Origin of the sequence: Actinomadura latina NBRC 106108 (genome assembly GCF_001552195.1) — a bacterium.
Lineage (GTDB): Bacteria > Actinomycetota > Actinomycetes > Streptosporangiales > Streptosporangiaceae > Spirillospora > Spirillospora latina.
Genome location: NZ_BCQS01000027.1, coordinates 134,692 through 152,141, shown reverse-complemented (window position 1 = coordinate 152,141; position 17,450 = coordinate 134,692). Strand labels below are relative to the sequence as shown.

Sequence of the window (17,450 nt, the reverse complement as noted above, 5' to 3'; positions counted from 1 at the left end):
AGCCTCGGCGCGTGTCCTTCGACTGGTCGGGGACGCCCCTGCACTGGGTGCCGGGCGACCCCGTCGCCACGCACATCATCAACTCGTTCCACATCGTCCTGCCGGAGGGCGAGAAGTGGTTCATTCAGTGCGTGAAGGACGCCCGCCCGTACATCAAGGACGAGCGCCTGCTGGAGGAGATCAGGGGCTTCATCGGCCAGGAGATGGTGCACGCCCGCTCCCACCAGGGTGTGCTGGACCAGATCCTGGAGGCCAACGGGATCGACGTCTCCAAGATCACCGGCCCGGCGGCGAAGGGCAACGCCGACCGGCCCGCGCAGATGGCGGCGCTGAAGGAGAAGAACCCGCGGGCGTGGCGGCGCCGGCTGCGGTTCGAGCTGGCCGCGGTCGCCTCGATCGAGCACTACACCGCCGTCCTCGGCCAGTGGATCATGGACAACGAGCGGTTCGAGCAGGCCGGGGTCGACCCCACCATGCTCGATCTGCTGCGCTGGCACGGCGCCGAGGAGGTCGAGCACCGGTCGGTGGTGTTCGACGTCTACAAGGCCATGGGCGGCCGCTACCCGACGCGCGTGGCGGCCTGGGTGGTGTCGCTGTTCTTCCTGTACTGGGCGCTGATCGGCGGGTCGCTGTACCTGCTCAAGCGGGACCCGACGATCAAGAAGCGGGTGACGCCGCTGCGCGTGTACCGGTCCTACCGGCGGTCCGTCCGGCTGGGGCACGTGCCGGGGATCTTCAAGCTGCTGCTCGGTGAGGCGCCCGTCTACCTGAGGCCGAACCACCACCCGTCGAAGGTGTGCTCGACGCCGCGCGCGCTGGAGTACCTGATGCAGTCGCCCGCGGCGAAGGCCGCCGGCTACGACCCGTACTGACGCCGAGACCCCGCCCGAGGGCCCGTACCGCCGCGCCGTACGGGCCCTTGGCGGTTGTCGTGGTCCGGCCGGTTCTCGTGGCGCGGCTCACTCCGCATCCCCTTGACCGCGGGGACGGTTCGGCGATTTATTACCAAGATGTCCAATAAAGCCGCCCGGGTTCCGCTGACCCGCAGGCGCAGGGTCCGCGGCGACGGCGTCGACCTCGCCGTCTACGAGCAGGGTGACCCGTCGCGGCCGACGGTGCTGCTCGTCCACGGCTACCCCGACACGCACGCGGTGTGGGACGAGGTGGCCGGGCGGCTCGCCGAGCGGTTCCACGTCGTCCGCTACGACGTGCGCGGCGCGGGGGCGTCGTCGCGTCCGCTCGGGCGCAAGCGCTACACGTTCGACTACCTGATGTCGGACATGCGGGCCGTGCTGGACGCGACCGCGCCCGACCGACGGGTGCACCTCGTCGGGCACGACTGGGGGTCGATCCAGGGCTGGGAGGCGGCCTGCACGATGCCGGACCGCTTCGCCTCCTTCACCTCGATCTCCGGGCCGTGCCTCGACCATGCCGGGCACTGGATGCGGCGCAGGCTCGCCCGGCCCACGCCGGCCGGCCTCAGGCGGGCGGCGGGGCAGGGCCTGCGGTCCTGGTACATCGGCTTCTTCCAGACGCCGGTCCTGCCGGAACTGCTGTGGCTGGCCGGGATGACCAAGCTGTTCACCCGCGCCCTGGCCGCGGGCGAGGGCGTCGCGCCGCGTCCCGGCCACCCGGCGCGGACGATGGCGCGCGACGCCGCGGCCGGGGTCGGGCTGTACCGGGCGAACATGGCGCGGCGGCTGCGCAGGCCGCGCGACCGCCGCACGGACGTTCCGACGCTGGTCATCGTCCCCACCAGGGACCTGTTCGTCTCGCCGCACCTGGTGGGCGGGCTCGCCGCGCGCGTCCCGAACCTGTCGCTGCGCTCCCTCCCGGCCGGGCACTGGGTGCCGCGCAGCCACCCCGGCGCCGTCGCCCACTGGATCACCGAGCACGTCGCGGACGCCGCGGGCTGAACGCCGCTCGCCGGGGTGCCCGTAGGGTGATCACGGGAGGGATGCCACATGGCCGACGCCGTGGTCATCGGTGCGGGGCACAACGGGCTCGTCGCGGCCAACGTGCTGGCCGACGCGGGCTGGGACGTCGAGGTCCTGGAGGCGCAGCCCGAGCCGGGCGGCGCCGTCCGCAGCGACCGGGGCGTGCATCCCGACTACGTCAGCGACATGTGCAGCGCGTTCTACCCGCTGGGCGTGGCGTCCCCGGTGATGCGCGCGCTCGAGCTGGAACGGCACGGGCTGCGCTGGCGGCACGCGCCCGCCGTCCTCGCCCATCCGCTGCCGGACGGGCGCGCCGCCGTCCTCGAACGCGACCGCGACGCCACCGCGGCGGGCCTGGAGGCGCTCGGCGCGGGCGACGGCGAGGCGTGGCTGCGGCTCTGCGCGCTGTGGGACGAGATGGGCGAGGACGTCCTGCGCGCCCTGTTCACCCCGTTCCCCCCGGTCCGGGCGGCACTGCCGCTGGCGGTCGCGGCGCGCCGCGCGGGCGGTCTGCGCGTCCTGCGGTCGCTGCTCACGCCCGTCCGCACGCTGGGCGAGCAGGAGTTCACCGGACCGGGCGGGCCGCTGCTGCTCGCCGGGTCGGCGCTGCACACCGACATGTTCCCCGAGTCGACGGCCGGGTCGGTGTTCGGCTGGCTGCTCGCGATGATCGGCCAGCGGCACGGCTGGCCGGTCCCCGAGGGCGGGGCGGGCGAGCTGACGGCCGCGCTCGTCCGGCGGCTGGAGGCGCGGGGCGGGCGGCTCCGCTGCGGCGTCCCGGTCGCCTCGGTCGTCGTCCGGGGCGGGCGCGCGCTCGGCGTCCGCACCGCCGGCGGGGAGCCGGTCCGGGCGGCGAAGGCCGTGCTCGCCGACGTGGCGGCGCCCGCGCTCTACGGCGGCCTCGTCGGCTGGTCCGACCTGCCCGGCTCGCTGCGGGCCGACATGCGCCGCTTCAGCTGGGACCACGCCACCTTCAAGGTCGACTGGGCGCTGTCGGGACCGATCCCGTGGTCGTCGCCCGATGCCGGACGGGCCGGGACCGTCCACCTGTCCCCCGGCATGGAGGCCCTCACCGACTACAGCGCGGACCTCGCCACCGGGCGCGTCCCGGCCGAACCGTTCGCGCTGCTCGGCCAGATGACGACCGCCGACCCCACCCGCTCCCCCGCCGGGACGGAGTCGGTCTGGGCCTACACGCACGTCCCGCACCGGGTGAAGGCCGACGCGGGCCCCGACGGCATCACCGGCGGCTGGGACGAACGCGAGCAGGACGCCATGGCCGGCCGCGTGGAGAACGTGGTGGAGCGCCTAGCGCCCGGCTTCCGCTCCCGGATCACCGACCGCCGCATCATCGCGCCCCCCGCGTTTCAGGAGCATGACGCCAACCTGGTGAACGGCGCGCTGAACGGCGGAACCGCGCTGATCCACCAGCAGCTCGTGTTCCGCCCCGTCCCCGGCCTCGGACGGGCGGAGACCCCGATCGCGGGCCTGTACCTCGCGTCCGCGTCCGCGCATCCCGGCGGCGGCGTCCACGGCGCCTGCGGCGCCAACGCCGCCCGCGCCGCGCTCGCCCACGCCGGACCGGGGGGCCGCGTCCTCACTCCCGCCCTCAACGCGCTCGGCCGCCTGCTGGCTCCGTAGCGCGTTTTGGCCGCCACGGGGTTTTCCTGGCGGCCGGAACATGCGACCTTGTCAGGAACCAGCCGGGTGGCGGCCACCCGGCGACGGCACCGGAGCGTGAGGCATGCGGATTCGCGACATCCTTCGGCGGAAGGGAGACACGGTGGCCACGGTGCGGCCCGACGCCACCGTGCGGCAGCTGCTCGCCATCCTGGCGGAGCACAACATCGGAGCGGTGGTGGTCTCCCCCGACGGAGAGTCGATCTCCGGCATCGTCTCCGAGCGCGACGTGGTGCGGCGGCTCCACGACCGCGGCGCGGGGCTGCTCGACAAGCCCGTGTCCGAGATCATGACCACCGAGGTCCGCAGCTGCGGCCCCGGCGACAAGGTGGAGGACCTGCGCCGCACCATGACCGAGCACCGGTTCCGGCACGTGCCCGTCGTCGAGGACGGCCGGCTCACCGGGATCGTCAGCATCGGCGACGTCGTCAAGAGCGCCATCGACGAGCTGGAGAGCGAGCGCGAGCACCTGGTCGGCTACATCCAGGGCGCGCCCTGACCCCTCCGGGCCCGGCGCGGGCGGTCAGACGTAGGCGGGCAGGGGACGGGCGGCCGGGGCCGCCTGGACCTCCCGGTAGGCCAGGGCGAGGCGCTCGACGGCCGCCCGCAGCGTGTCCGGCGGCAGCACGTAGGGCAGCCGGACGTAGTCCTCCAGCACGCCGTCCGCACCGAACACCGGCCCGGCGACGACCCGGACGCCGAGCCGCTCGGACGCCTCGGCCAGCGCCGTGGCGACCGGGGCGCCGATCCGCGCCCACAGCGACATGCCGCCGGCGGGCAGCCGGAACTCCCAGCCGGGCAGCACCTCGCGCAGTGCCCCGGCGAGCGCGTCGCGCCCGCGCAGCAGGTTCCGAGCGCGCTCGGCGCGCACCTCCTCCACCCGCAGCAGCAGTTCCCGGACGATCAGCTGGTCGAGCACCGGGCTGGCCATGTCGAACGGTTCGCGGGCCACCACGAGGCGGCGAGCCAGCGGCGCGGTCGTGCGGACCCAGCCGATGCGCAGCCCGCCCCACAGCAGCTTGGACGCCGACCCGATCGTGATCACCCGTCCGCCGCCGTCGTGGCCGGCGAGCGGCGCCTCGCGCGGCGCGCCGAGGTCGTGCGCGAGGTCGGCGAACGTCTCGTCGGTGACGAGGAACGCGTCGGCGCGGCGCGCGGCGTCGACGAGCGCGGCACGGTCGTCCGCCCCCATCAGGTATCCGGTCGGGTTCTGGAAGTCGGGGATCGTGTACGCCATCCGGACGGCGGCCTGCCGCATGGCGCCCGCGATGAGCTCCACGTCCCAGCCCTCGTTGACGCCGACCGGGACGAGCCGGGCGCCGCGGCGGCGCAGCGCGCCGAGCGCGTGCGGGTAGGTGGGGCGCTCGACCATGACGGCGTCGCCCGCCTCCACGAGCAGCTGCGTCAGCAGCGTGAACGCGTGCTGCGCGCCGGTGGTGACGACGATCTGGTCGGCGCGGGTCGGGACGCCGCGCGCCGCGTACCCGGCGGCGATGACCTCCCGCAGGCTCGCCAGCCCGGCGGGCTCGTAGCCGGGCCCGGAGCTGTAGCGGGGCAGCTCGTCGACGGCGGCGGCGACGGCCTCCTCGAAGATCGCCGGGGCGCCCGGGGTGGCGCAGCCGAGGTCGATGAAGGACGCGTCGTCCGGCGCCGGGTACGCCTTGCCGAACCGCCCGCCGGGCGGCGCGGCGCGCCGCTCCGCCGACGACATCCGCACCGGCGGCAGCGCCGTCCAGCTCCCCGCGCCCTGCCGGCTCTCCACGTAGCCCTCGTCGCGGAGCCGGTCGTAGGCGGTCGTCACGGTGGTGCGGCTGACGCCGAGGGCGGCGGCGAGGTCCCGTTCGGCGGGCAGCCGCGTCCGCAGCGCCAGCCGCCCGTCCAGGACGAGGCCGCGCACCGACCGGGCCAGCGCGGCGTACACGGGGCGCTCGGCCGACAGATCGCCCAGCAGCCGGGCCAGGTTCGGGCCGCTCACGTAACGGGTGCTCATACAAGCCACTTTCGCATAATTGGCCCTGCAAAGACCAGTCCACCTCACGCCAAGGTAGTCCAGGAGATGGCCACTTGCGGGGTGAGGAGCGAACAATGGCCTTGATGGCACGGCGACTCGTGCAGCTCTACGTTGGATTGGCCTTGTACGGGTTCGGGATCGCGCTCCAGGTGTCGTCCGGCCTCGGCAACGACCCGTGGGACGTCTTCCACCAGGGCCTGACGCGGCGCTTCGGCCTGTCCATCGGCGTGTGGATCATCATCGCGGGCGCGGTCGTCATGCTGGCCTGGATCCCGCTGCGGCAGCGGCCGGGGATCGGGACGATCAGCAACGTCGTCCTCATCGGCGTGTTCGCCGACCTGTTCCTGTGGCTGCTGCCCGACCCGGGCGCGCTCGCGGCGCGCTGGGCGTACCTCGTCGTCGCGGTGCTCGCCGGCGGCGTCGCGACCGGCTGCTACATCGGCGCGGGCCTCGGCCCCGGCCCGCGCGACGGGCTGATGACCGGGATCGCCGCGCGGGGCCACTCGATCCGCGTGGTCCGGACCGGGATCGAGCTGGCCGTGCTCGCCGTCGGCTGGCTGCTCGGCGGCACCGTCGGCATCGGGACGCTGCTGTACGCGGTGGCGATCGGCCCGCTGACGCACGTCTTCCTGCCGATGCTGACGATCCGGCCCCCGGCCGCCGAACCGGCCCCGGAACCGGAGCCCGCCGCCGTCTAGCGGGCCGTCCGGTGCGTGAGGAGGCGGACGGCCTGCTCCGCGACCGCGGCCAGCAGCGGCGCGGCGTCCGCCTTCAGCTCGTCCAGGGTGCGGGGGCCGTCGGCGAGGCTGAACGCGGCGGTGAGGCCGAGGGCGTGCAGCTCGTCCAGCGGCCCGGCGACGCCGCCGGCCAGCGCCACGCACGGGACGCCGCGGCCCCGCGCGAGCGTCGCGACCGCCGAGACGACCTTGCCGCCGGCGCTCTGCCCGTCCACCCGGCCCTCCCCGGTGATGACCAGGTCGGCGCCGGCGAGGGCGGCCGGGAGCCCGACGGCCTCGGCGACGAGGAGGGCCCCGCCGGACGGCTCGGCGCCGAGCACGCCCACGAGGCCGCCGCAGGTGCCGCCGGCCGCGCCCGCGCCGGGCAGGTCGTGGACGCGGGCGCCGCCGCCGGCGGCGAGGACGTCCGCGAAGACGGTCAGGGCGGCGTCCAGCTCGGCGACCTGGCCGGGAGACGCGCCCTTCTGCGGGCCGAACACGGCGGCGGCGCCGGCCGGCCCGACGAGCGGGTTGGTGACGTCGCAGGCGACCCGGAACCGGGTCGCGCGCACGGCGTCCGGCACCCCCGAGTCGTCGATCGAGGCGAGCCGGGCGAGGGCGCCGCCGCCCGGCGGCAGCTCTCCCCCTCCGGCGTCCAGGAACCGGACGCCGAGCGCCCGCAGCAGCCCCGTGCCGCCGTCGGTGCCGGCGCTGCCGCCGACGCACACGAGCACGTCGCGGGCGCCGCGCCGGACCGCGTCCGCGATCAGCTCGCCGGTGCCGGTGGTGGCGGCGCCCATCGGGTCCGGCGGGACGTCCCCGACCAGCGGCAGCCCGGACGCGGCGGCCAGCTCCACCACCGCGGACCGCCCGTCGCCGGACAGGGCGTAGCGGGCCTTCACCGGACGTCCCAGCGGGTCGGTGGCGGCGATCTCGACCGCGTCGCCGGCGCGGGCGCGCAGGAAGCAGTCGAGGGTGCCCTCGCCGCCGTCCGCCATCGGGACGGCGACCACCTCGGCGCGCGGCACGGCCCGGCGGACGCCCGCCTCCACGGCGGCGCACACCTCCGCCGCCGGCAGGCCGCCCTTGAACGAGTCGGGCGCGACGACGACCCGCATCAGCACCACCTCTGGGGGACGCTTCCCGGACCCTCGCGAAGCACTGAGCGGTGATCCTCGCTCCGCCGGCGCTCCGCTGCGGTCATCGGCTCAGTGCTCGGCGGCCAGAGTCGCCAGGACGGACGCGAACTCCTCGGGCAGCACCATCGTGTCGCCCTCGTAGCGGGTCTCCAGGTAGGTCAGCTCGCCTGCGCGCCACCAGTACAGGTGCGGGCTGAGCGAGCCGGGGCCCTCCTCGTAGGCGCGGTGCGCCTGCGCCTGAAGTTCGGTCGCCGCCGCCACGGCCGCGCGGTAGCGCGCCCTCGGGTGCCCTTCGGCGATGCGGAGCGGGTGCGCGACGATGAGGCTGCGGTTCGGGGCGATGACCAGCGCACCGTACGGGCCGATCGGCAGGTACTCCTCCAGCCACGCCAGGTGCGTGACGGCGTAGAACGTCCAGCCGTGCAGGACGGAGACGCGTACGCCGCCGAGGTCCTGGTCGTCCATCTGCAGGGGGCCGTCGGCGCGGACGTTGGCGCGGCCGAGCATGAACAGCGCGTCGCCGGACACCGGCCAGCCGCCCATCTCCTGGGTCGTGACGGTCCGCACGGTGGTGGGCGTGTCGACGACGACGGCCTCGATGAGGCCCGGCGCGAACGGCCGGGCGGCGAGGACGCCGTTGTCGGCCTCGGCCGGGTAGATACGGGTGCGCAGCAGGTGCTGGGCGAGGTCGAAGTCGCTGAGGTCCAGCGGCTCCTCGATCGCGGTGACGATCGTGGTGACGTGGTCGGAGACGAGCGCCGGCCAGTCGTCGCGCGGCACGAGGCGGGCGAGCTGCCGCAGGTCGCGGAGGCTGACGTGCAGCCTGTTCGCGCCCTCCAGCAGCATCACCTCCCCGGGCACGCGGGTGCAGCGGTAGCCGAGGCTCTCGGCGACCAGTACGAGCAGCGAATCGAGGGTCCCGTCGTCCCAGGAATCGGGACGGGCATGGCGGCCGCTCATCGCGCACCTCCCGGGGGCGCTTCGAGGGTGAGCGCGCCGGGTTCCGGCACGGCGGGGTGCGGATCATGCGGGGATGGACGGTGGGTCGAAGGGTCGTGCGGTGAAGCCGTCAGCACCGCGGGGGCGCCGAGTTCGAGGGTCAGCTGGCGCGGGCCGTGCCCGGCGGGGACGCCCGCCAGGACGGGGACGCCGAGCGGGCCGAGCCGGGCGGTGAACACCGAGTCGAGCTCGGCGGGGTCGCCGCAGTCGCGCCAGGAGCCGAGCGCCACGCCGACCGCGCCGTCGAACCAGCCGGCCTGGAGGAGCTGGACGAGCATCCGGTCGATCCGGTAGGGCGCCTCGGTGACGTCCTCCAGGAAGACGATGCGGCCCTCGGCGGGCGGCGGGGCGTACGGGGTGCCGAGCAGCGCCGCGAGGAGCGAGAGGGTGCCGCCGGTGAGCGGGCCCTCCGCGCGTCCCGGCCGGAGGGCGCGCGTGCCTGGGAGGATGAGGGGGCCGCCGAAGAGGGCGGCGCGCAGGGCGGCGAGCGTGCCGCCGTCCGGTTCGTCTTCGGCGAGGAGGCCGGCGGGCATGGGACCGAAGGACGTCGTGACTCCTAGGCGCGTTCCAAAAGCGGCGTGCAGTGCGGTGATGTCGCTCGAGCCGTGCAGGACCGCCGGTGCGGCGGACGCCTCGGTCGCGGCGCTCAGGACGTCCCAGTCGAGGTGGTCGAGGACGCGGGTCGCGCCGTAGCCGCCGCGCGCGCAGACCACCCCGCGGACGCGCGGGTCGCACCAGGCCTCCTGCAGGTCGGCGGCCCGGTCGGCGTCGCTGCCGGCCAGCCGGTGCCAGTCCTCCCGGACGGGTCCGGGAGCGCCGAGGTTGACACGGTCGAGGGCGTGCTTTCCGACCACGGCGTCAAGGCCCAGGCCGCGCAGGGCGGCGCAGCCGGCCTCCAGCCGGGCGGGCTCGGCGGGGCCGCTGGGCGCGATCACCGCGACCCGGTCGCCCGGCCGCAACCGCCCGTACCTGCGGGTCTTCCGGGCGCGGCCACGGCCGCCGGGCATGCCGACGGCGGGCGCGGCAGCCGGCCCCTCGGCCGTCTGCGCGCGGGCGCCCCCGCTCATCAACCCGATCCCTCCTCGCACCGCGACGGATAGAGCTTGTCAGGATCCGGACCCCAGTGGAAGGGGCGGCCGGTCACGACCCGCCAACAGATCATCGCGCCGTGCCGAGCGCGAGGCCGGCGAGGCGCGGCAGCGTCTCGCCGATCGGCCGCCGGAGCACCGCGTCGGCCAGCTCATCGTACGGCGTCTCCTCCGCGTTGATGATCACCAGCCGGGCGCCGGCGCCGACGGCCTCCAGGCACAGCCCGGCGGCGGGCTGCACGGTCAGCGAGGTGCCGACGGCCAGGAACAGGTCGCAGGAGCGGGCGGCGGCGATCGCCGCGTCCAGGACGTCCTGGTCGAGGGCCTGGCCGAAGGAGACCGTCGCGGACTTCTGGACGCCGCCGCACTCGGCGCAGGGCGGGTCGTCCTCGCCGGCGTCGACGCGGGCGAGGACGTCGGGCATGGGGGTGCGCAGGCCGCAGGACAGGCAGACGGCCTCCCGCATCGTGCCGTGGATCTCGATGACCTTGGCGCCGGACGATCCGGCGCGCTGGTGCAGGCCGTCGATGTTCTGGGTGACCAGCGCGCGCAGCAGGCCGGCGCGCTCCAGTTCGACGAGCGCGGCGTGCGCGGCGTTGGGCTCGGCGCCCCACACGGGATCGTCGCGGCGGGACCGCCATGCGCGCCGCCGCACCTCGGGGTCGGCGAGGTAGGCGCCGATCGTGGACATCGCCTCGGCCGCCGGGTCCCTGGTCCAGACGCCCCGCGGGCCGCGGAAGTCGGGGATCCCGCTGTCGGTGGAGATCCCGGCGCCGGTCAGCACGGTGATGGACTCGACCTGGGGCAAGAGCTCGGCGAGCGTCAGGGGAGCGTCCACTCTCACATGGTAGGCGCCGCCGCGGGGTGGCCGCGGCGACCGGCGCCCGTCCCCGGTTAACGGATGGGTATCGGGCCGGCCCTTACGCAGGGTCACGGACCGACCGGCCCTCAAAAGGTGACAAACTGTGCCCCGTATGAGGTCGACGCCGCACATCCTGGTGGTCAACGGCACCAAGGTCCGCCGCCCGGTGTTCATCGTGGGGGCTCCGCACTCGGGTGCGGAGCTGCTGGCGCGCGCGGTCAAGCGGTCCCCCGGCTTCCATCTGACCACCGGCCGGCCCGGCGTCCTGCGCGTCACGTACGCGTTCGCGCGGCAGCCCTCGATCGCGTCCGAGCGCGGCAAGGGCGCGGCGCGGGTGCTGCGGGACGCCTACGCCGAGGCGTGGCAGGTCTCGGCCCGGGCCTGCGCGCAGTGCCCGGACGAGTGCCGCGAGCTCGCCGGGCTGCCGCCGCGCCCGCCCGTCCCGCCCGGCCGCCCGGTGCCCGAGGCGGACCTGCCGGAGCCGTGCGTGGACCCGCAGGGGCTCACCCGGTTCGCCGACGCCTCCCCCGACCTGATCTACAGCGCCGACGTGCTGCTGGACGCCTTCCCCGACGCCCAGCTCGTCCAGGTGATCCGGGACGGCCGGGACGTCGTCGCCGACATGCTGGACGACGAGCGCTGCCTCGCCTGGTTCAAGCCGGGCCTCGCCAACCTCGACACGGTGTTCCCGAACCCGTTCTTCGGCGTCGAGGACCACACGGACCGCAACCGCTGGCCGCGCGCGGCGCTCGCCGTGAAGTGCGCGCTGCGCTGGCGCGGCGCGGTGCGGCTCAGCGCGAAGCTCCGGCAGCAGGTCCCCGAGGAGCAGCTGTTCACCGTCCGCTACGAGGAACTGGTGGCCAGGCCGCGCACCATCGCGGCCGGCCTGGCCGGGCACCTCGGCGCGCAGGTCCCGAAGACGGCGCTGTCGGGCCTGGTCAGAGCGGGCGAGGCGAACGACGGCGGGGTCGGGTCGTGGCGCGACCGGCTCACCCCGCGGCAGGCCGCCCAGGTCGAGAAGGTCGCCGGCACCGAGCTGCGGCGGCTCGGCTACCGGACCACGCCGGAGACCTGACCGGCTCCGGCTACTCGGCGCCGAGCGGCTCGGTCTGCCGCTCCTCGCCCCGCTGGTGGGAGAACTGGGTGCGGTACAGCTCCGCGTACAGGCCGCCCTCCAGCAGGAGCTCCTCGTGCCGGCCGCGCTCGGCGACCCGGCCGTCCTCGATCACCAGGATCTGGTCGGCCTCCCGGATCGTGGACAGCCGGTGCGCGATCACCAGCGACGTCCGGCCGGCGAGGGCGGTGCGCAGCGCCCGCTGCACGGCCGCCTCGGACTCGGAGTCCAGGTGCGCGGTCGCCTCGTCCAGCACGACGACCGACGGCGCCTTGAGCAGCAGCCGCGCGATCGCGAGGCGCTGCTTCTCGCCGCCCGACAGCCGGTAGCCGCGGTCGCCGACGACGGTGTCCAGGCCGTCGGGCATGTCGGCGACGAGATCGCCGATGTGCGCGGCCTCCACGGCCGCGAGGATCTCCTCGTCGGTGGCGTCCGGGCGGGCGTAGCGCATGTTCTCCCGGATGGAGTCGTGGAACAGGTGCGCGTCCTGGCTGACCACGCCGATCGCCGCGCGCAGCGACTCCAGGGTCACGTCGCGGACGTCGGCGCCGCCCACCCGCACCGCGCCGCCGGATACGTCGTACAGCCGCGACACCAGGTGCGTGACGGTCGACTTCCCCGCGCCGGACGGCCCGACGAGCGCGACGAGCTGCCCGGGCTCGGCGCGGAAGTCGATGTCGTGCAGGACCTCGCGGCTGGGCGAGGTGTCGGTGCGGGCGATCGACTCCAGCGAGGCCAGCGACACCTCGTCCGCCGCCGGGTAGGCGAACCGGACGTGGTCGAACACGATCGACGGCGCCTTGCCGAGGCTCTTGGACGACGCGCGCTCCCCGCCCAGCGCGCGGGCGTCCGCGCGGTCGCGGATCAGCGGCTTGAGGTCGAGCACCTCGAAGACCCGGTCGAAGCTGACGAGCGCGGTCATGACGTCCACGTGGACGTTCGACAGCGCGGTCAGCGGCCCGTACATCCGGGTCAGCAGGGTGGCGAGCGCGACGAGCGTGCCCAGCTGGAGGGTGTCGCCCACGACGAGGTAGCCGCCGACGCCGTAGACCATGGCGGTGGCCAGCGCCGCGACGAGCGTCAGCGCGGTGAAGAACACCCGCCCGTACATGGCCGCGACGATCCCGATGTCGCGGACGCGGGCCGCCCGGCTGGAGAAGTTCTCCTCCTCCTCGGCGGGCCGCCCGTACAGCTTCGCGAGCATCGCGCCGGCCACGTTGAAGCGCTCGGTCATCAGCGAGCCCATCTCGGCGTCCAGCACCATCTGCTCGCGGCTGACGCGCTGCAGGCGCTTGCCGACCCACTTGGCGGGCAGGACGAAGATCGGGAGCAGCAGCAGCGCGATCAGCGTGACCTGCCATGACAGGATCAGCATCGTGACCAGCACCAGGACCAGGCTGATCACGTTGGACACCACCGACGACAGCGTGGTGGTCAGGGCGCGCTGCGCGCCGATCACGTCGTTGTTGAGGCGGCTGACGAGCGAGCCCGTCTGCGCCCGCATGAAGAACGCGACCGGTTGCCGCTGGACGTGGGCGAAGACCTGGCTGCGCAGGTCGTAGATGAGCCCCTCGCCGATGCGCGCCGAGTACCAGCGCTGCGCGAGGCCGAGCACCGCCTCCACCAGCGCGAGTCCCGCGACGGCGACGGCGAGCCAGACCACGATGTCCGGCCGGGCCGGCACGATGCCGCTGTCGATGATCGACTTCAGCAGCAGCGGGTTGGCGACGACGATCACCGCCGCCAGCGAGTTCAGCGCGAGGAAGACCACCAGCTCGCGGACGTAGGGACGGGCGTACCCCGCGATCCGCCCGACGGTGCCGGGCTTGAGCTTCTGCTGGGTGACCGAGCTGTCCCTGCGGAACGAGGCCATCACCTGCCAGCCGTTGCCTGGCATTCCCACATCTGCCTCCGCTGCGTCCGTGCCCCCGACGTCGTCGTCATCGGGGTAATCAAGTAAGCATCTCGTACCCGGCCCGCACAACGCCGTCCCGCCCACCGGGCTTCCCTGCTCCGCTCACGGCGTAATCACGGCGCTCACGGCCCTGGACAACCCCTGGCGCCGGTGTAACTGTGATCAACATCCCCAGGCTCACACCCCCAGGAGCCCGCAGATGAAACGACGCCTCCCCGGCGCGGCGCCGGCGTGATCACCGTCACGGCCGCGCAGCTCGCCGCGACCGCGCTCCCCGCGGCGGCGGACGTCCCCACAAGGGACGGCACCCCCCGCGTCACGGTGCGGAACGGTGAGACCCAGCCGGTGTTCTCCCGCGCCGACGCCGTCACCCAGACCGTCGACATCGTCCCGCTGAGCCTGAACGCCGGGCCGTCCGGCCGGCCGGGCAAGCTCGGGCTCCTGCCCCGGCCCGGCGGGACCCAGTCGTTCGTGGACGCGGGCAAGACCCGCACCGCCGGGCAGCTCCTCGCCGGCGAGGACCGGGCCGACCCCGACCGGCTCGCCTACCTGACCGGACCGCTGCCCCGGGACGTCCGGGTGGACGGCATCCCGTCGGTCTCCCTGCGGGCTTCGCTCTACGGGCGGTCGCCGTACCTGACGGCGCTGCTGGTCGACTACGGCACGGATACGCGCCCGACGGGCGCCCGCGTCAACACCGATGAGCAGGTCTGCTACGGGGAGAGCGTCCCTGGCGACCCCGGCTGCACGACCCGGCAGGCGCTGAAGACGGAGACCGCCCCCTACAAGATCATCACGCGGGGGTGGCTGGACGCCCGGAACCGGCGCGGCTTCAGCCGCACCGAGCCGGTCAAGGCCGGGAAGACCTACACGTTCCGGTGGAATCTCGAACCCGCCGACTACACAGTGCGGGCCGGGCACCGGCTCGGCGTCGTCCTGCTGTCCACCGACTACGACTACACGCTGTGCTACCCGGACGGGACCGAGGTCGCGGTGCGGCCCGGCCTCAGCAGGGTGCTGCTGCCGCTGGCGCGCGGCGGCCGGGAGGCACTGAAGTAGTCCCCGGGGGCGGGCAGCCGGCCCGCCCCCGGCCGGTCACCCGCCGAACATCTCGCGGAGGCGGCCGATCTGCTCGCGGCGCTCGGCGGCGCACTGCTCCTCAAGGGTGTTCTCGGCGGCCTCCCACAGCAGCCGCTTGGTCGCCACGGCCGCGCCGGGGTTCACCGCGAGCAGCGACGCCACCAGGTCGCGGACGGCGCCGTCCAGGCCGTCGCGCGGGACGACGATCTCGGCGATGCCGAGCCGGGCCGCCTCGTCGGCGAGGACGGTCCGCGCCGTCAGGCACAGCTCCAGCGCGCGCCCGATGCCGACGATCTCCACCAGCGGCTTGGTGCCGGTCAGATCGGGGACGAGCCCGAGCGCGGGCTCCTTCATGCAGAACCTGGCGTCGTCGGCCGCCACCCGGATGTCGCAGGCCAGCGCGAGCTGGAACCCGCCGCCGATCGCGTGCCCGTGCACGGCCGCGACCGTGACGATGTCGGGGCGCCGCAGCCAGGTGTAACCCTCCTGCAGCTCGGCGATGAAGCGGTCGGTGGCCTCGGCGTCCGAGCCGTCGGTGAAGCCCTCCCCGTCGCCGGAGAACATGCCGAGGTCGATGCCCGCCGAGAAGCAGGCGCCCTCGCCCCGCAGGACGACGACGCGCACGTCCGCGGGCAGGGAGCGCCCGATCGCGGCGAGCCCGCGCCAGGTGCCGAACGTCATGGCGTTGCGCCGCTCGGGCCGGTTCAGGGTGACGGTCGCGACCGCGCCGTCGACCTCCAGGCGCAGCCCCGCCTTCTCCAGGTCGGCGTCCGCCATGACCGTTTCCGGCCGTCCGGCCGTTGTCGCGTCCCCCACTGGTCTTCCTCTCGATGAGCGTGGCGGGCCCGCCCCGCCGTCCACGGGGCGGGCCCGCTCGCCCGGTCCGCCGCCGCGACCGAACCCTACTCGGCCGGCCGCGGCGCCGGATCAGGCGGTGCGCTCATCCGGGGGCAGGGGTCCGGTCAGGACTTCTTGCCCCGGGTCGCGCCACCGCGACCGCGCAGGTTGACGCCGGACTCGGTCAGAATCCGGTGGATGAAACCGTACGAGCGGCCGGTGGCGGCTGCCAGGGCGCGGATGCTCTCGCCGGAGTCGTACCTCTTCTTCAGGTCCGCCGCCAGCTTGTCGCGCTCGGCACCGGTCACGCGGGTGCCCTTCTTAAGGGTCTCGGCCACGAGTACCTCCCGTAGTGATGTGGTGACCGCTGCGTTATCCCCCGCCATGATCAGTCATTCCCGGCTGTTCGGCTACCCACTCGGCCAGAAAAGATCTGCGGAAGTCACCCCGCAGGTCACGCGAGCGCCACCAGATCGGCAAACTCGTCACTCCAGATGTCTTCCACACCATCGGGCAGCAAAATCACTCTTTCCGGTGAGAGCGCCTCAACGGCCCCCTCGTCGTGCGTCACCAGGACGATGGCCCCGGCGAACGTCCGCAGGGCGCCGAGGATCTCCTGGCGGCTGGCCGGATCGAGGTTGTTGGTGGGCTCGTCGAGCAGCAGGACGTTCGCGCTGGACACCACGAGCATCGCCAGCGCCAGCCGGGTCTTCTCACCGCCGGACAGGACGCCCGCGGGCTTGTCGACGTCGTCGCCGGAGAACAGGAACGAGCCGAGGATCTTGCGGACCTCGACCGGCGCCATGCCGGGCGCGGCCGACTGCATGTTCTCCAGCACGGACCGGTCGACGTCCAGGGTCTCGTGCTCCTGCGCGTAGTAGCCGAGCCGCAGGCCGTGGCCTGCCACCACCGCGCCGGTGTCGGGCTTGTCGACGCCGCCCAGCAGGCGCAGCAGCGTCGTCTTGCCTGCGCCGTTCAGGCCCAGGATGACGACGCGGCTGCCCCGGTCGACGGCCAGGTTCACGTCGGTGAAAATCTCCAAAGATCCGTACGATTTCGACAAACCCTCCGCGGTGAGGGGGGTCTTGCCGCACGGAGCCGGCTCCGGGAAGCGGATCTTGGCCACCTTGTCGGCCTGCCGCTCGCCCTCGACGCCGGAGAGCAGCTGCCGGGCGCGCCGGTCCATCTGCTGGGCCGCCTTCGCCTTCGTCGCCTTGGCGCGCATCTTGTCGGCCTGCGACAGCAGCGCGGACGCCTGCCGGTGCGCGTTGGCCGACTCGCGCTTGCGGCGCCGCTCGTCGGTCTCCCGGCTGTCGAGGTACTTCTTCCAGCCGACGTTGTAGATGTCGATCACGCTGCGGTTGGCGTCCAGGTGGAACACCCGATTGACGACCGCGTCCAGCAGCTCCACGTCGTGGCTGATGACGACGAGGCCGCCCTGGTGGCCCTTCAGGAAGTCGCGGAGCCAGACGATCGAGTCGGCGTCCAGGTGGTTGGTCGGCTCGTCGAGCAGCAGGGTGTCGGCGCCGGAGAACAGGATGCGGGCCAGCTCCACCCGGCGGCGCTGGCCGCCCGACAGCGTCCCGAGGGGCTGGGTCATCACCCGGTCCGGCAGGCCGAGGCTGGAGGCGATGGAGGCGGCCTCGGCCTCCGCGCTGTAGCCGCCCAGCACGTGCAGGCGCTCTTCGAGGCGCCCGTACCGGCGGACGGCCTTGTCGCGGTCGGAGCCCGTCGCGGTCGCCATCCGGTCCTCGGCGGCGCGCAGCTTGCGGATCACCTCGTCCAGCCCGCGCGCCGACAGGATGCGGTCGCGGGCCAGCTCGTCGAGGTCGACGCCGCGCGGGTCCTGCGGCAGGTAGCCGATCGTGCCGGAGGACGTCACGGCGCCCTGCGCGGGCAGCGCCTCCCCGGCCAGCACCCTGGTGAGGGTGGTCTTGCCGGCGCCGTTGCGCCCGACGAAGCCGACCCGGTCGCCGGGGTTCACCCGGAACGAGGCGGCCTCGATCAGCAGCCGGGAACCGGCGCGCAGCTCGATGTCTTTCGCGATGATCACAGTGCAGGGCTCCCCTGAC

General features: G+C 74.3%; 16 protein-coding genes. 7 read left to right on the top strand and 9 right to left on the bottom strand.

Translation table 11 applies throughout. The features are described from left to right. Positions 1-11: 11 nt before the first annotated feature. The 4 genes from AL2_RS28655 to AL2_RS28640 all read left to right on the top strand — a co-directional run bounded on the left by AL2_RS28655 (position 12) and on the right by AL2_RS28640 (position 4,116). Entirely contained in the window at positions 12-872 is an 861-nt protein-coding gene (locus AL2_RS28655; protein WP_312032859.1) for a metal-dependent hydrolase, read from the top strand. Between the two features lie 138 nt (positions 873-1,010). Further along, positions 1,011-1,916, top strand: coding sequence for an alpha/beta fold hydrolase (locus AL2_RS28650; RefSeq protein ID WP_067638984.1), 906 nt, complete (start codon positions 1,011-1,013; stop codon positions 1,914-1,916). 48 nt (positions 1,917-1,964) lie between these two features. Further along, positions 1,965-3,578: a phytoene desaturase family protein gene (locus AL2_RS28645; protein WP_067638982.1), complete on the top strand. Its 1,614-nt coding sequence runs from the start codon at positions 1,965-1,967 to the stop codon at positions 3,576-3,578. A gap of 103 nt (positions 3,579-3,681) precedes the next feature. Next, a complete protein-coding gene (locus AL2_RS28640; protein WP_067638980.1) occupies positions 3,682-4,116 on the top strand; it encodes a CBS domain-containing protein in 435 nt (144 codons plus the stop codon). Positions 4,117-4,140: 24 nt separating this feature from the next. Here the strand turns inward: AL2_RS28640 and yczR are convergent, their stop codons facing one another. Further along, positions 4,141-5,607: a MocR-like transcription factor YczR gene (yczR, locus tag AL2_RS28635; RefSeq protein WP_083946993.1), complete on the bottom strand. Its 1,467-nt coding sequence runs from the start codon at positions 5,605-5,607 to the stop codon at positions 4,141-4,143. 95 nt (positions 5,608-5,702) lie between these two features. Between yczR and yczE the strand changes: the two genes are divergently transcribed. Next, positions 5,703-6,326 carry a membrane protein YczE gene (gene yczE, locus AL2_RS28630; RefSeq protein WP_067638978.1) on the top strand — a complete coding sequence of 208 codons (624 nt, stop codon included), beginning with the start codon at positions 5,703-5,705 and terminating at the stop codon, positions 6,324-6,326. Here the strand turns inward: yczE and AL2_RS28625 are convergent. From AL2_RS28625 to AL2_RS28610, 4 genes are all read right to left on the bottom strand, one after another. Continuing rightward, positions 6,323-7,462, bottom strand: coding sequence for a glycerate kinase (locus AL2_RS28625; protein ID WP_067639071.1), 1,140 nt, complete (start codon positions 7,460-7,462; stop codon positions 6,323-6,325). The genes yczE and AL2_RS28625 overlap by 4 nt on opposite strands. A gap of 90 nt (positions 7,463-7,552) precedes the next feature. Further along, positions 7,553-8,443 carry a hypothetical protein gene (locus AL2_RS28620; protein WP_067638976.1) on the bottom strand — a complete coding sequence of 297 codons (891 nt, stop codon included), beginning with the start codon at positions 8,441-8,443 and terminating at the stop codon, positions 7,553-7,555. After that, entirely contained in the window at positions 8,440-9,549 is a 1,110-nt protein-coding gene (locus AL2_RS28615; protein WP_067638975.1) for a S66 peptidase family protein, read from the bottom strand. Before AL2_RS28615 ends, AL2_RS28620 begins: the two co-directional genes overlap by 4 nt. Positions 9,550-9,640: 91 nt before the next feature. Beyond that, entirely contained in the window at positions 9,641-10,408 is a 768-nt protein-coding gene (locus AL2_RS28610; RefSeq protein ID WP_067638973.1) for an SIR2 family NAD-dependent protein deacylase, read from the bottom strand. A 136-nt stretch (positions 10,409-10,544) separates the two neighbouring features. Here AL2_RS28610 and AL2_RS28605 point away from each other — a divergent pair, with 136 nt between their 5' ends. Next, entirely contained in the window at positions 10,545-11,507 is a 963-nt protein-coding gene (locus AL2_RS28605) for a sulfotransferase family protein (RefSeq protein ID WP_067638971.1), read from the top strand. A gap of 10 nt (positions 11,508-11,517) precedes the next feature. Here the strand turns inward: AL2_RS28605 and AL2_RS28600 are convergent, their stop codons facing one another. Beyond that, a complete protein-coding gene (locus tag AL2_RS28600) occupies positions 11,518-13,443 on the bottom strand; it encodes an ABC transporter ATP-binding protein (protein WP_067638968.1) in 1,926 nt (641 codons plus the stop codon). Between the two features lie 249 nt (positions 13,444-13,692). Between AL2_RS28600 and AL2_RS28595 the strand changes: the two genes are divergently transcribed. Next, entirely contained in the window at positions 13,693-14,520 is an 828-nt protein-coding gene (locus AL2_RS28595) for a CocE/NonD family hydrolase C-terminal non-catalytic domain-containing protein (protein WP_067638966.1), read from the top strand. Between the two features lie 36 nt (positions 14,521-14,556). Here AL2_RS28595 and AL2_RS28590 read toward each other — a convergent pair whose 3' ends face one another. From AL2_RS28590 to abc-f, 3 genes are all read right to left on the bottom strand, one after another. Further along, positions 14,557-15,318 carry an enoyl-CoA hydratase/isomerase family protein gene (locus AL2_RS28590; protein ID WP_067638964.1) on the bottom strand — a complete coding sequence of 254 codons (762 nt, stop codon included), beginning with the start codon at positions 15,316-15,318 and terminating at the stop codon, positions 14,557-14,559. 185 nt (positions 15,319-15,503) lie between these two features. Further along, positions 15,504-15,716, bottom strand: a complete 213-nt coding sequence (locus AL2_RS28585; protein ID WP_021596738.1) for a helix-turn-helix domain-containing protein — start codon at positions 15,714-15,716, stop codon at positions 15,504-15,506. A 116-nt stretch (positions 15,717-15,832) separates the two neighbouring features. Further along, entirely contained in the window at positions 15,833-17,431 is a 1,599-nt protein-coding gene (gene abc-f / locus AL2_RS28580; protein ID WP_067638962.1) for a ribosomal protection-like ABC-F family protein, read from the bottom strand. Positions 17,432-17,450: the final 19 nt, after the last annotated feature.

What these genes read in the sequence shown, in the direction of transcription:
- AL2_RS28650 (WP_067638984.1), top strand. Translation starts at nt 1,011, where the DNA reads ATGTCCAATAAAGCCGCCCGGGTTCCGCTGACCCGCAGGCGCAGGGTC.
- AL2_RS28645 (WP_067638982.1), top strand. Translation starts at nt 1,965, where the DNA reads ATGGCCGACGCCGTGGTCATCGGTGCGGGGCACAACGGGCTCGTCGCG.
- AL2_RS28640 (WP_067638980.1), top strand. Translation starts at nt 3,682, where the DNA reads ATGCGGATTCGCGACATCCTTCGGCGGAAGGGAGACACGGTGGCCACG.
- yczR (WP_083946993.1), bottom strand. Translation starts at nt 5,607, where the DNA reads ATGAGCACCCGTTACGTGAGCGGCCCGAACCTGGCCCGGCTGCTGGGC.
- yczE (WP_067638978.1), top strand. Translation starts at nt 5,703, where the DNA reads ATGGCCTTGATGGCACGGCGACTCGTGCAGCTCTACGTTGGATTGGCC.
- AL2_RS28625 (WP_067639071.1), bottom strand. Translation starts at nt 7,462, where the DNA reads ATGCGGGTCGTCGTCGCGCCCGACTCGTTCAAGGGCGGCCTGCCGGCG.
- AL2_RS28620 (WP_067638976.1), bottom strand. Translation starts at nt 8,443, where the DNA reads ATGAGCGGCCGCCATGCCCGTCCCGATTCCTGGGACGACGGGACCCTC.
- AL2_RS28615 (WP_067638975.1), bottom strand. Translation starts at nt 9,549, where the DNA reads ATGAGCGGGGGCGCCCGCGCGCAGACGGCCGAGGGGCCGGCTGCCGCG.
- AL2_RS28605 (WP_067638971.1), top strand. Translation starts at nt 10,545, where the DNA reads ATGAGGTCGACGCCGCACATCCTGGTGGTCAACGGCACCAAGGTCCGC.
- AL2_RS28600 (WP_067638968.1), bottom strand. Translation starts at nt 13,443, where the DNA reads ATGCCAGGCAACGGCTGGCAGGTGATGGCCTCGTTCCGCAGGGACAGC.
- AL2_RS28590 (WP_067638964.1), bottom strand. Translation starts at nt 15,318, where the DNA reads ATGGCGGACGCCGACCTGGAGAAGGCGGGGCTGCGCCTGGAGGTCGAC.